We start from the raw sequence: 12,373 nt of genomic DNA, 5'->3' as shown, positions 1-12,373 counted from the left end.
TTTTATAAAAAGGGAAAGGACTCTTCTGCCCATGGAATTATCAAGGTCTCAGCAATTAGCTCAAGAGCATGTCACCAATTATGCAAGAAGCCGCAAAAATGAGGCGGAGCAAACCATTAGGGAAATCATTCGTATGTCCAACATCGAGCTGAAGACATTTGAAGATGCTATCACTAAACTAAAATCTCATGCAAGTATCGCGCTACACTTTCACCCAGATCGATTAGATCCGAATATGAAAAGCGTGGCTGAGGCACTACTTGAGCAGGGGGTTTATAAAAGTCAGTTTGAGACTTTCTTATCGAATGGAAGTGTATCCGCATTTTCAGGCGGTGAACGTGACGTTTGGGAAAATAAAATGTTTGGCGGAGCGTACCAAATAAATGGCTCAACCAATAGCGAACGGCCCAAGTATGGGGCACTCAATGTTATGTTACATCCCGATGGACCTGCTCCACGTTTTGGATCATGTTATCTCCTTTTATCGACTGAGGTCTCTCATCGTTGCACGTATACATATTTGGATTCTCACCAAGACCCCGAGGAAAAGGGAACGTATGAGGAATTTGACCTCGTTTTGGCTGCTCTCTTGAGGGACGTATTTTATAGTAATTTTGCCATTGGTGAAAGAAATCTAACAGTTCAAAAGTTGATTGACCATATGCTCATCAATCTTGAGAAACCATTCCAAAATCCATCAAACCAAGAGCCAAACCGAAATTTGGATCATTATATCGAAGCTCAGGTTCATGGTGATATTTCCCTTGAAGAAGACGTCAAGATGCTTGTTGCCGACCCATCATTTAAAGGCACCCATACAGGACAAATCTTAGAGCAGATATGTTTAAAGTATTCCATTGATCTCCACTGGCACATGGGCTTTACACTATTAGTTGATGACGTTCCAATGGATTTTCGAGGTCCTTCGATGCCTTCACTGGCCAAAAGAATTGCAAAAAGTGATTTTATTGATGCAAATATGATTGGGTATGCAGCTACGGACTTGAAACGAAACCCAAGCCATTGGAGCGATAGAGGAACCTACATTGAAGTTCTACAAGAGTTAAAATTACTCTGGCATGTCTTAGTGAGATATGGAAAGCCAATGGAAGAGTGAAATAGTACTCTAACAACCTTGAGCGCCTAGCCTTTCAAGGTTGTTTGTTTTTTATCATTCAAACGGATTACTGACTATACATTTATCTATAAATCTGCTGTCACAAAAACGAACGTATGTTTTACAAATACATTGACTTTTTGTCCTGGCAATAATATATTGTTGTCAGGACAAAAAAAGAGGTGAAGCAAATGTCCGCCAAAAAGATGGGGCGGCCTAAATCTGACAAACCCAAAAGCAGAACGATTGAGATACGTGTCGATGAGGAAATTATGAACAAGCTTGATATTTCGGCTGAGAAGCTGAATACGAATCGATCAGACATCGTTCGCAAAGGGATTGAGAAGATTTACGACGAGCTCCAAAAATAAAAAGGAAGCAGCGCAAGTCCCACGAAGAACACGCTGCTTCCTATCCCGCAATCACTTGTTGAATGAGCGACTGCATAAATATCCTACCATGTGCAGAACGTTCATTCAAGTGAGGTGCGAATTGATATACAGGAGGATGCACATGAATTCGATATTAGAAGCATTATATAATGGACGACTTCGACCGGATGAGATGATGATGCCGACACATCCTGAATACCAAGCGTTAGGGCGGCAGATTGCAGCTCTGACAGAGCAATGGAAGAATCGATTGAGCGAGGAAGAATTTCTTGAGCTTGAACAGTTATTTGACTTGTGTGGCAGATGTGAGGGCATGCATACGGAAGCAGCGTTTGCACAAGGTTTTCGTCTGGGTGCCAATATGCTGATTGAAGTCATGAGTCAGCGGGAGGAATCGGTGTTGGAGTTTAACTAAGTTTAACGATGTGAGCAGAGATCAGGGTTACTTTTACAGCTAAATTCTCAGAAAATGACGGCATACAAAATACTTATTTTGCACCATAAAATGGTATCATAAATTGAGTATAACAAAGCCCTCAAATCCTCTCTGCATTCAGCAGCAGGGTTCGAGGGCTTCACTTAAACATAGAGTTAAAAAATCTATATATAGGGAAAGAACCTGTTAAACAAATTGTTTCTTAATCCGCAATATTCCCAGCCATTTTCAGACGACGCGCAATTTCCTTAAAGTCTTCTTGCGATATACCTGGTGCGAATTCTTCCTCGACCGCAGGAGCTTCCGGAATCGGGAACCCTTCAGGTATCCCTTGGATGACTTCCAGGGGTTGTCCATCTTCGGGATGAGTTCCTTTCCAGATCTGGCCGATTGTGTTGAAATCTTTATCACTATAGGTATACAGCTTGGTGTGTACGCCTTTTTCTTCATATTTACGAGCCTCGTTGAAGGCTTTGTTGTTCAGTGAAGGGATAGGAACCAGCTTGGTCACATTTACGCCAGTTGCAATCTCAAGTGCTTTTGCATATGCGACAACATGCACGCCGCCACGTACCAGCAGGAAACCAACCACTTCCCGGGCTGCCGGGTGATCCGTCATCTCATATACTTTCATTTTATGGGTACGAGCGCCACATTCTAGGAAGAAGTTATGCAGCAGATCCTCGACCAGGTTGCCACTGTTGAAGACGTTTGCTCCCGTCCATGGATTACCCATAGAGTCGAAAGGCATTGCGCCTTGTGCACCTGCCAGGTAGTGATACGACAGACGAGCATCTTTCACGGAACCTAGTGGTGTATCGTCGGGTTCTTTGTACTCGGTTGAACCTCTGAGGCACTTGTTAATACCATGAGACACGAGCTCAACATGACCCAATTCTTCGGCGGTAATACTCATGACGAGGTCATAGAAGGGCTTCAGCTTTTCTTTGGATCGAAAATTAAACGATTGATAGAGGTAGTTGTTCAACGTTGACATTTCTCCGAATTTGCCGCCGAGTAATTCTTGTATAGCTGCCGCAGCATTCGGATCTGGCTTCTCGACATTGGGAATCTCAATCAGGATTTCATCCAAGCGTTTGAACATTCGGGTGTAACCTCCTCATATTGGTATTGCAGATCGTGTAGGGTTTCAGATCGTGGAGTCACTCTGTCATGGCCTATTACACGTCTATTGGGTTTTTTAAACAAAAAATCAACCAAATGGGACTTAAGCATCGCATAACGCATGCCCCAACTCTTCTCCCATTTGTTATTTCCAATACGGTCAAATTTATGTATAATCAAACATTCAAACGAGTCTTCACGTACAAGAGAAGAGAGTCATGAATCCATAAAGGAGTAAGAGATGAACAAGCGTTGGATACGAATAGTTGGGATTGTGATGTTTCTAATGATTCAGATGTACATAAGCAGCGAGCCTGCCACAGCATATGTCGTTACGAATGAGGTTCAGGTGGATGAAGAAACGCGGGAGTTACTTGAAAAGAAATACGGATTGGAACGTCCTGAGGAGCCGAAGACACAACAACACGTTTTCTCGGGTGACTGGGGAATGAGTTTCCGGACGGAGCCTCCTGATTCGTTTGACCGACTTGTTCATGTGGTTCCTTTTTCCCTACGGCCATTGGCCTGGATCTTTCGTTTATTCGTGTAAAATGAAACCCGGACGGGCAATATAACAGAAACATATTGTCCCAAGGAGTGAGTAAAATGAGAATGCTCATCGTTACCGTCATGTCGGTAGTCCTGAGTTTAGCCGGAATTACATCAGGCACAGGCGCCGCCATCCCTGATTATGCGAAGTGGGGAATTATTGCGGTCAAAGAAACACAGACCAAGTATAATGTGGATATTTTGGACTATAAGCATATCGGTCGTACCTCTCTAACAGCAGATCAATCACGGGAACAGTTCAAGTTATGGGTTCGTGCGAAAGACGGGAAACAATTCGCAGTTTATGTGAATGTTGATTTTAATCCATCTACACAGCAATTAAAGAAAGTACAATTTTCGGAATCGGATCGACACTGATCCTTTACTGAACTGGGTCATTACAAGTCACGTAGTTATATGAGCAGCACTATTAGAGGAACCAGACTCCCTTGATCGTTAAGGTGAAAGTCTGGTTTTTTTATTTTACAAAATCCTTTTTTTACTATTGAATAAAGAACTTATGTTCGCATATAATATGAAATACAAACAAACGTTCTTATCGGAGGGATGATTATGCTAGGGAAATATATTGGCCAGATGGTGGAGCTTGTCTACATGGATCGTGCAGGGCAGATTACGCAGCGACAGATTCGAATTAACAGTGTACGTGGCGGGATGATTAGAGCATCAGCGGGAAAAGAAGGCTCACCCCGAACCTTTCTGGAGCAAGGTATTCTGGCATGGCGTCCTGTTAAGGACCTTAATGGGGAGGTAAAGTATGCTGAACGACTTTGAACGCAAGATTTTACGTATTATGGTGAACTATGCAGGACAACGGCGCAGGCTGCCGCGTATGGATGAACTGGAGACCAAGACGGGACGAAGCAGAGCTATCATTCATGAGTCATTGCTGGAGCTTGAACGCACCGGGCACATCGCGTGGGAGAACCGGTCTACTCTCGAAGGGATACAGATTTTGCAGGCATGGGAACAGGTACAACATCCGATTCGCAAAAGCCAACCTTCCGGTGATTCCGTAAAATATTTTACGGACTACTAATCATAATAAGAAAACACCAACCCGGGTAACCGGATCGGTGCTTATTGTGTCACATGTACGACATGTGCATCTATTTTAGAAATGGGGAAGTTGGTCCAGGTTGTTGGTTGGGTCACCGTCGGCATCGCCACGAATGTACATTTCGCCATCCTTGCCTTTAAATACATTCACACCGGCAATAGCGCCAGCCTGTACTTCTGCAAGTGCCTGCTGATAATCCAGTACACGTCCTGCCGAAGTCTGAAAGGCTGTCAGGTCACCGTCGCCATTTTTCTGTACAGCTGTGAAACTCTCGCGTGTTGTTTGATCCATGATGTCACACTCTCCTTATATGACGAGATAGGAATCTGCTTACCTGATTAGCCTATCCCAATTCATCGGAAGTATGCACCATATGCTAATAAGGACCTGCCAACGCGGAGGTTTTACAAGCTCTTTCTCATACGAACATGCAGAATATCTGCATCATAAAAAGGTTCTTCCGAAATCACTTCATAACCCAGTTTTTCATAGAATTTCTGTGCCTGACACTGCGCATCCAGTACAGAATAGGATAAGCCGAGTTCACGTGCCAGCTCCTCCATCGCGAGCAAAAGCACACGTCCATAACCAAATGAACGATGAGATTCAAGCACCGCGATCCGCTGCATTTTGGCCGTATCCTTGCTGTAATAGATCAGACGTCCTGTGGCTACAGCTTGCCCATCTGTACTTAACAATACATGATGCACATCTGGACTGATGACATCATATTGATCAATCTCAATCTCGGCAGGCACCTGTTGCTCGATCACAAAAACGTGATGGCGAATTCCCAGGGCTTGCTCCAGTTGTTCTTCTGTTGATACATAACTAATCTCAGCTGCCAATTCCATTCCTTCTTTCTGCTCTTGCGCGACATATCAGACTGAATTATACAAAAAAATGTTTTTCCTGTATAGTGAAGTCTGGAACATATTGGGAGAGGAGGGGGTAGTGATGGGCATGACAGGCATCATGGTAATTACATTGTTAATGTCAGCGGGAATGATTACTCTGTTGTATTACGTTACGAAGAAAGCATACTCACGCAAGTGGGATGAAGACGAGTGATTCACCTGTTAACCTTCACGGCAAGACTTCACTGCTTCCTCGCGGAGAATATACATCTTGAATTACAGATTTGGAGTACACGTCCAGCCAAACGGGCAGAGACTCATCATTTTCATTGGGCTGTTGTAATTGTTGGAATTGTACCGTATGTTCATCCCTCTCCAAGCCGCAACCAGTAACGGTTGTACTGAGAATCACAAGCCCAGCAAAGAGAAAGAAGCATTTGGTAAATGTATATTTATTGGATTTTGACCGTTTTGTTAAGTTTCTCATAGGGAATTCACCTCGTTGTAGAAATGGTAATCTTTCCTTTATTGTGCACCATTTCGGGTGAATTATAACCAAATAAATCATTGACAATGAACACGGTTACTTGATATGATACTGTTACTTGATTGAGAAACAATTATATATCATGATCTGTTAGCTCAGCTGGGAGAGCACTATCTTGACAGGGTAGGGGTCAGTGGTTCGAGCCCACTACAGATCATACACGAGAAGTCTTACGATGTAAGGCTTCTTTTCTTTTTTCACATACAAACATTAATGCGTTTCCGAGTGCTTCATTTTCTCTTTCTCTTTTTAAACGAAACTTAAATAAAACATAAATTGATCGTAAGGTTCGTCTTCTATACTTGGTTCTGAGATCAACAGAAACGACAAAGAGGAGAGAACTTATGAATTATTCAAACCCATTTACATCAAAGTTAGCCAGAGTAGGGATCGCGGGTACACTGGCTTTAATACTGGCAACAAGCCCACTTGCCAACATGGGGGTTGTTGCCGCGGAAGCAGACCCAGCACCTGTATCTACGAAAATATATAACACACCGAAAGACTCTCTAGAGCAGACCCCGATTCAATACCAGATCCAGGCTCGACTAAATGAGAAAGACATGACGATCCAGGGGAGCGAGAAGGTAACGTATCGCAACACAAGCAAGGATGCACTCCAGCAGCTGGTCCTTCATACATATGCTGATGCAAACCTCTCCAAGTCTACACAGGCGGGAATGTACCAACAGCATAATGAGAAGATTAGTGAAGATCATCCGGAGAAGACAGCGGAGGACTTTCTGGGTGGCATCGATATTCAGGCTGTAACCGCAGATAGCCAATCGCTGGATTTCCATAAGGAAAACCAAGCGTTGACCGTGCAGTTGAAGAATCCCGTTCAACCAGGCGAATCGGTATCATTCCAACTGGAGTTTCAGTTGAATATACCCTATGGCTCACAGCGAGTTTCCTACTACAAGGACATGATCAATGGTGCGCACTGGTTCCCGGTGATGTCTGTATACGACGAGGTTAAGCATCAATGGAACAAGGCACCGTATAGTCGAACATTTGAGAGCGATTATTACACCTCATCGGACTTTGAAGTTCAATTCAATGTTCCTGATGAGTATCAGATAGCCATGCCGGGCTCTATCACCACTCAAGACAGTACAGAACATGGTCGTAAAGTTGTGTCTGCTGTGGCCGAGAATACGAGAGAGTTTGTTTTCTTTGCAAGTCCTAATCTTCAAGTGGAGCGCGCTACCCGTAACGGTCTGACGGTGGAATACTATTATTACAACGATGATCCATCCAAGAAAAAGATAGTTGACCGCTACATTAATCAGGCATTCAAGGTCATTGACTTCTATAGTGAGAAATATGGCAAGTATCCCTATCCAGAGTTCCGAATTGTCGAGACGTATGTACAAGGCGTTGCCGTGGAGTATGCGAGGCTCATTCAGATGGGACAGATTCAAAATGGTGCTGTTCCAGAAGAAGACACAACATTTGTTCATGAAATAGCGCATCAGTGGTTCCATGCATTGATCGGTAATAATTCGGAGACAGAATCCTTCCTGGATGAAGGCTTTGCCGATTTCTCCATGGTGTATTTTGCCGAGAAACAGGGAGACAAGCTAAATGGATTCAGATCCATTCAGTTCGATACTGCGCCCGTAGATATGGCGATTGCGTCAACAAACGATGAAGCTGGGGATTTGGCAAGTTTGGTATATTATCAGAAGGGGCGACAAGCGATCTATCAGCTTTACCGTTCCGTCGGTGAAGAGAAATTTGACGAGTTGATGAGGACATATTTTAAACGCTACGTGTACCAAAATGCAACGGTAGAGGGGCTGCTTCAAACCATTGAAGATGTGCTTGGTAAAGAAATACGTTCAGAAATGCAGATGGCCCTGTATCAGCCTGATTTTGTCTTAAAGCCGGAATACCAATTATCACAGGAAGAGACCGCCGCATATGTGCATGATATCTTACAACAACAGTATCAGGCTGTCATGGGCATGATCCCTAATCTGCCTTATGAAGTAATGAATCGATTGATGGACAAAGTCCTTCAAGGCGAGGAATTAACCATTGTGCTCAGTGATCAGGTGAGCAAGCTTGCAACTAAACAGCAGGAAGATATGGTTAATCAGTTGACCGGATTCCTTGATATGACCGGTATGAGATACGACATTATACGGGATCGCAAGGAATTGAAGCAAAAGATGAAAAAAGAGATCGGCAACAGCAACCTTATTGTCATTGGCAATGCCAAGTCAAACGGATTGGTGCAGGCTTTAAAGTTCAACATTATCGACCGGACGAAACAGACGGGTTTTCCTTGGAAAAATACCATGAATCAACCTCTCGCCGCGGGTGCATATGTGATCAAACATCCCTATAACCAGAATCGATTGATGCTTCATTATTTCTGGAATGAGGATCATCTGAGTGATGCGGCATTTGAAGCTTTTAAGCTGAAAATAGAGGAATCTATCGGATTCACTAACGACTTTTACCAGTACTATGTATTGGATAACCAAGGCAAGGAGAAATCCAATAAAAAAATTGCGAATCCCATATCTTCATTTTTTGCGGAGTAATAAGTCATTGGTTTTAGAAAAGTTAAGAAAGCATCCCTTGTAACACCACGAAATAATTGTTTAAGAGAACATCTATATTGCAGTTTCTTCCTCTAACCAGGTTAGCCAATTGTTATTGGTTAGCCTGTTTATGTTTTATATGAAAACCAGTCTTGGAATATTAGGCCTTAAAATGGGCATGATGCTTTAACAGAAAGGTAACTTCATGAATATACTTATCGTGAGAAAACAATAGGAGGGATTAATATGAAGGATCAACATTATCCTGGCATGCCATGGAAAGAGACAGTCACTGATCACAACGGTAAGGAAAGCAAAGGAATTAACAAAATGAAAGCGTATTCATATAATACAGGCATTCGCTATATCATTCGTGTTATTCAGGGGCCGGCTGCGAATATGGGTAATGTTGTTGATCTCTCTAATCTACTAAAGGGCGCATGGGAATTAGTATACTTCTCTCCATTGGACATTGTCACCCTGAACGTTAAGGAGGTTGTGTAACATGTCAATGGTTGAAAAAAATATCCAGACAGAACAGACTGCTAATGTCACAGCCAACAGTTTCACTTCACCTTATGATTATTGCGATGCAGAAACCAGACGGATGTACACGCCTCAATTTGATAAAAAAATGGACAATCCTATGTATACCGCTGCAATGGCGGGCCTTCAATCGATCTATTGGTTTCGGGCGATCAAGGTAAAGGGGCTTATCCCTGATGCAAAAGCAGATTATTATGCTACGTATTCTACCAACCATCATCACATCGGAGGAATTGGACTAGCCTATTCCAACAGCCCGACAGGACCATGGACCAAACACGGACAGGTGTATCTCGATACCGTGGTTGGGAATTCGACGGAAACTCCATTTGTGATCTGGAACGATGAAGAACAATTGTTCTTTATGTATTATCAACAAAACGGTCTGGGGATCAATCAATCGACGGCACTTGCGACCTCTGTAGACATGATCAACTGGACAAGAGTGGGTTTGATTTTGGACAAACCTCCCGGGTTTCCAGGTGATGGTCATACCGGTTACTTCTCGTGTTTCAGAAATGGCGGCAAATGGATCGGTTTCTCGGTGATGGGTGGTGGTGACTTTGGTCGTAAATGTATCTGGCATTCACATGACGGACGTAGCTGGTTAGCTGATCCAAGACCATTAATGGGTGGTAATGATGCCACTTTAAGTGCAGGAGAAAATATTTCGAGACCCAATGCTGGTGTATTTATGTACAAAGGGAGCATGTGGTGGCTGGGCATGTTATCAGCTTATGCTTCCGGTGGGGTTACGACTGTAGCTCGGCCTGCCATTGCCAAGATCAGCGCAGACTTTCGTCAACTGCTGGACAAACCTACAGATATATATTTTCCGGCATTGAATTGGGAAACGACCAACATGCAATCCTTGATGGTGTCCGTTATGGACGGTGTAGTGTACGTGTATTACAATACCGATCATAATATCGGTGTAGCCTATTCGGTGGGGGTGTAGAGATGGTTATACGTGATGCAGCGGGTCAGATCGTGCCCTTTGGAAAGGTTCACAAACAGCTTGTGGCCGATTTTCTATACGGAACGTTACCGGATTGGGTGGAGGTGGTGGGCACCCCTACGTTTGAGCCTTTGCCCGACAGAGGGACCATAACCGTTACAACACCAACAACGGCAGGAGCCACGGCAGAGTTGAAAATGAAACATCTGATTGACAGCTCGAAAGTAACCGCAATTGCAATCACTTTGGAAGCGCTACAATTAAACGGGAACATTGGAATCTCAGTTCAGGTTGGCATTAAATCGAAGGATAGCAAGGCCGGAATCACTTTTTTTCAAAATGTAAATCAGAAGTATGGTATGGTCCGTGCCTATAAAGCAGATGGAACGTACACGGATTTTAATCAAAACATGGTGTTCTTCACCACACATGGCGTAGCAGGAGATGAAGCACAGAACCGTAAGAATCTCACTGTGCTGCTCTGTACCGGGTTACAGTTCTCGGCGGGGTTCGAGAGACCGTCCGTATGGCTTGGTGCGGATGATCAATATGGCGGTGTTGCTGCTGACCTTAGCGGGGGGTTGTTCCAACATGGAGAATTGCAGTGTCTTTTGAAACTGACTACAAGTAAGGCAGAGGCCAAGTATTTCAAATGTGCACAGATGAAAGTGGATATCTGGAGTAACTGATTGGAATGACAAAGAGAAAAAATAGATTATCTGTATGGATAGGTGAAAGACATACGTGCAGTAATTTGGTACCTAAACACGGATGCTTTGAAAAAGAAGTGCAGTGTTTAGGTACCTTTTTTATTTAGATAAGGTTCATGATTGTACCGCCTGCTGCACCAGCAACGACAACGATCCACGGTGGTACTTTCCAAAAAACGAGCATTAGAAACAAGATACACACCAGTGCAAAATCAACAGGAGTTAGGATCGCAGTTGTCCAAAGCGGATCGTACAACGCTGCTAACAAAATACCTACAACGGCTGCATTAATTCCGATTAATGCGCCTTGAATTTTTGAGCTCTTGCATAAAGAATTCCAGAAGGGCAATGCGCCTACGATTAGAAGGAACGCTGGCAAAAAGATAGCAATCGTTGCAACCAAGGCACCGGGAACCCCACGCATCATCGCTCCTAAATAACTGGCAAAGGTAAACAATGGTCCGGGTACAGCTTGTGCAGCTCCATATCCCGCCAAAAAGTCGGACTTGTTCATCAGACCTGTAGGGACGAATTCACGTTCCAGTAACGGAAGTACAACATGTCCTCCACCAAATACAAGTGAGCCTGAACGGTAGAAGCTATCAAAGAATAACAGCCATCCCGAACGATCAAATGGTGTGAGTAACGGGAGAAGAATCAGGATTCCAAAGAATAGAGCCAAACAGACTATTGCCAAGTTACGACTTACCGGGATAGACAAGTCTACTGTCTTAATACCTGTCATTTTTCTATAATGAATCATGCCTATTATGCCTGCAATAACAATAAAAAGGATTGGAGTGAACGAAGTCTGCCACATAAGAGTAGCCGCTGCAGTAAAGATAGCGATGGTTGCCCTGTAACGGTCAGGAGTTAGTTTTTGCCCCATGCCCAATATCGCTTGAGCGACAATAGCTACAGCAACAATTTTAAGACCATGAATCCAGCCAGTACTGCTGATATCAAATCCTTGCAGAAGGAAAGCGAACAAAACTAACGCAATGACAGAAGGAAGTGTGAAACCAAGCCAAGCCATCAGTCCTCCCAACAAACCGCTGCGGATGATGCCAATTCCAATTCCGACTTGACTGCTGGCGGGCCCGGGCAAAAATTGACATAACGCAACTAAATCTGCATAGCTTCGTTCATCCATCCACTTTCTACGGCGAACATATTCTTCATGAAAGTAACCGAGATGAGCGATCGGTCCTCCAAATGAAGTCAGGCCAAGTTTAGTGGATATAGCCAACACTTCAGAAAGTGCTCTGACTTTATGTTTGGGCTTGTCCGGGGTTAGAAATGAATTATTCTCCAAACGTGTTATTCCTCCTTAACGGTTCGATGCAGGTTATCCAATAACTACATTATAATCCTCCTCATCGCTATTCATTTAAACGCAGCATTAAACTATATTATTTTTTTTATATTAGCTATTTACATACACAATTTAATTGTGTACAATGTAATTGTTAGCGATACAAGAGAAGTCAAAATTTAGTC

Annotated in this window: 16 protein-coding genes and 1 tRNA gene; 12 read left to right on the top strand and 5 right to left on the bottom strand. The window is 43.5% G+C overall.

The genetic code is table 11. The features are described from left to right. The first annotated feature begins 31 nt into the window (after positions 1 to 31). The 3 genes from AC6CIF_RS06010 to AC6CIF_RS06000 all read left to right on the top strand — a co-directional run bounded on the left by AC6CIF_RS06010 (position 32) and on the right by AC6CIF_RS06000 (position 1,924). Positions 32 to 1,117: a DUF3626 domain-containing protein gene (locus tag AC6CIF_RS06010; RefSeq protein WP_498198509.1), complete on the top strand. Its 1,086-nt coding sequence runs from the start codon at positions 32 to 34 to the stop codon at positions 1,115 to 1,117. Positions 1,118 to 1,308: 191 nt separating this feature from the next. Beyond that, positions 1,309 to 1,488 carry a ribbon-helix-helix domain-containing protein gene (locus AC6CIF_RS06005; protein WP_017687382.1) on the top strand — a complete coding sequence of 60 codons (180 nt, stop codon included), beginning with the start codon at positions 1,309 to 1,311 and terminating at the stop codon, positions 1,486 to 1,488. Positions 1,489 to 1,630: 142 nt separating this feature from the next. After that, on the top strand, positions 1,631 to 1,924 hold the full coding sequence (locus tag AC6CIF_RS06000; RefSeq protein ID WP_413407871.1) for a DUF6809 family protein: 294 nt from the start codon (positions 1,631 to 1,633) through the stop codon (positions 1,922 to 1,924). Positions 1,925 to 2,147: 223 nt separating this feature from the next. Here the strand turns inward: AC6CIF_RS06000 and AC6CIF_RS05995 are convergent, their stop codons facing one another. After that, a complete protein-coding gene (locus AC6CIF_RS05995) occupies positions 2,148 to 3,050 on the bottom strand; it encodes a manganese catalase family protein (protein WP_036614750.1) in 903 nt (300 codons plus the stop codon). 261 nt (positions 3,051 to 3,311) lie between these two features. Between AC6CIF_RS05995 and AC6CIF_RS05990 the strand changes: the two genes are divergently transcribed. The 4 genes from AC6CIF_RS05990 to AC6CIF_RS05975 all read left to right on the top strand — a co-directional run bounded on the left by AC6CIF_RS05990 (position 3,312) and on the right by AC6CIF_RS05975 (position 4,679). Next, positions 3,312 to 3,620 (top strand): hypothetical protein, encoded by a 309-nt coding sequence (locus AC6CIF_RS05990; RefSeq protein WP_498198507.1) that lies wholly within the window; start codon positions 3,312 to 3,314, stop codon positions 3,618 to 3,620. A 56-nt stretch (positions 3,621 to 3,676) separates the two neighbouring features. Beyond that, positions 3,677 to 3,997 carry a DUF3889 domain-containing protein gene (locus AC6CIF_RS05985; protein WP_036614744.1) on the top strand — a complete coding sequence of 107 codons (321 nt, stop codon included), beginning with the start codon at positions 3,677 to 3,679 and terminating at the stop codon, positions 3,995 to 3,997. Between the two features lie 195 nt (positions 3,998 to 4,192). Next, entirely contained in the window at positions 4,193 to 4,414 is a 222-nt protein-coding gene (locus AC6CIF_RS05980) for a hypothetical protein (RefSeq protein ID WP_076328059.1), read from the top strand. Next, complete coding sequence (locus AC6CIF_RS05975) at positions 4,398 to 4,679, top strand: hypothetical protein (protein WP_498198506.1); 282 nt, start codon at positions 4,398 to 4,400, stop codon at positions 4,677 to 4,679. Before AC6CIF_RS05980 ends, AC6CIF_RS05975 begins: the two co-directional genes overlap by 17 nt. A 75-nt stretch (positions 4,680 to 4,754) precedes the next feature. On the opposite strand, the gene AC6CIF_RS05970 is transcribed toward AC6CIF_RS05975, so the two are convergent. The 3 genes from AC6CIF_RS05970 to AC6CIF_RS05960 form a co-directional block, all read right to left on the bottom strand. Then, positions 4,755 to 4,991 (bottom strand): DUF3892 domain-containing protein, encoded by a 237-nt coding sequence (locus AC6CIF_RS05970; protein WP_076211448.1) that lies wholly within the window; start codon positions 4,989 to 4,991, stop codon positions 4,755 to 4,757. Between the two features lie 113 nt (positions 4,992 to 5,104). After that, positions 5,105 to 5,548 (bottom strand): GNAT family N-acetyltransferase, encoded by a 444-nt coding sequence (locus tag AC6CIF_RS05965; protein ID WP_036614958.1) that lies wholly within the window; start codon positions 5,546 to 5,548, stop codon positions 5,105 to 5,107. A gap of 238 nt (positions 5,549 to 5,786) precedes the next feature. Beyond that, positions 5,787 to 6,044 (bottom strand): hypothetical protein, encoded by a 258-nt coding sequence (locus tag AC6CIF_RS05960; protein ID WP_498198505.1) that lies wholly within the window; start codon positions 6,042 to 6,044, stop codon positions 5,787 to 5,789. A 144-nt stretch (positions 6,045 to 6,188) separates the two neighbouring features. Here AC6CIF_RS05960 and AC6CIF_RS05955 point away from each other — a divergent pair. From AC6CIF_RS05955 to AC6CIF_RS05935, 5 genes are all read left to right on the top strand, one after another. Further along, positions 6,189 to 6,261 (top strand) — tRNA-Val (locus tag AC6CIF_RS05955). 187 nt (positions 6,262 to 6,448) lie between these two features. Next, positions 6,449 to 8,659, top strand: coding sequence for a M1 family metallopeptidase (locus AC6CIF_RS05950; RefSeq protein ID WP_498198503.1), 2,211 nt, complete (start codon positions 6,449 to 6,451; stop codon positions 8,657 to 8,659). A 246-nt stretch (positions 8,660 to 8,905) separates the two neighbouring features. Next, on the top strand, positions 8,906 to 9,163 hold the full coding sequence (locus AC6CIF_RS05945) for a hypothetical protein (protein WP_498198501.1): 258 nt from the start codon (positions 8,906 to 8,908) through the stop codon (positions 9,161 to 9,163). A 1-nt stretch (position 9,164) separates the two neighbouring features. Then, positions 9,165 to 10,163, top strand: coding sequence for a hypothetical protein (locus AC6CIF_RS05940; RefSeq protein WP_498198499.1), 999 nt, complete (start codon positions 9,165 to 9,167; stop codon positions 10,161 to 10,163). A 2-nt stretch (positions 10,164 to 10,165) separates the two neighbouring features. Continuing rightward, entirely contained in the window at positions 10,166 to 10,852 is a 687-nt protein-coding gene (locus AC6CIF_RS05935; RefSeq protein ID WP_047843708.1) for a hypothetical protein, read from the top strand. A gap of 124 nt (positions 10,853 to 10,976) precedes the next feature. Here the strand turns inward: AC6CIF_RS05935 and AC6CIF_RS05930 are convergent, their stop codons facing one another. Further along, positions 10,977 to 12,188, bottom strand: a complete 1,212-nt coding sequence (locus tag AC6CIF_RS05930) for a chromate transporter (protein ID WP_498198497.1) — start codon at positions 12,186 to 12,188, stop codon at positions 10,977 to 10,979. Between the last annotated feature and the right edge of the window lie 185 nt (positions 12,189 to 12,373).

This window comes from Paenibacillus sp. GQ49, assembly GCF_059759055.1.
This window is presented reverse-complemented; position numbering and strand designations above follow the sequence as displayed.